At 71.0% G+C, this 245-nt stretch carries 1 pseudogene; it reads left to right on the top strand.

The features are described from left to right. Window positions 1–245 (top strand): annotated as a pseudogene (locus ACQG3P_RS21790) (potassium-transporting ATPase subunit B); the annotation flags it as partial.

Genomic DNA, 245 nt, shown 5'->3' with positions numbered 1-245 from the left:
CGCCGGCTGGCCGCCGCCCATGCCGGGGCCAGCGAAACCCAGGTGCCGGCCCCCGAGCAGCGCCCCGGCGACCATGTGATCGTCAGTGCCGGCGAGCTGGTGCCGGCCGATGGCGAGATCGTGCAGGGCCTTGCGACCAACAACGAAGCGGCGGTGACCGGTGAATCGGCACCGGTGCTGCGCGAGGCCGGTACCGAGCGCAGTGTCGTGATCGGTGGCACCAAGGAGCTGTCGGACCAGAACAA

Origin of the sequence: Stenotrophomonas sp. SrG (assembly GCF_050031795.1) — a bacterium.
In the GTDB taxonomy this organism is placed as follows: Bacteria; Pseudomonadota; Gammaproteobacteria; order Xanthomonadales; family Xanthomonadaceae; genus Stenotrophomonas; species Stenotrophomonas rhizophila_A.
This window is presented reverse-complemented; position numbering and strand designations above follow the sequence as displayed.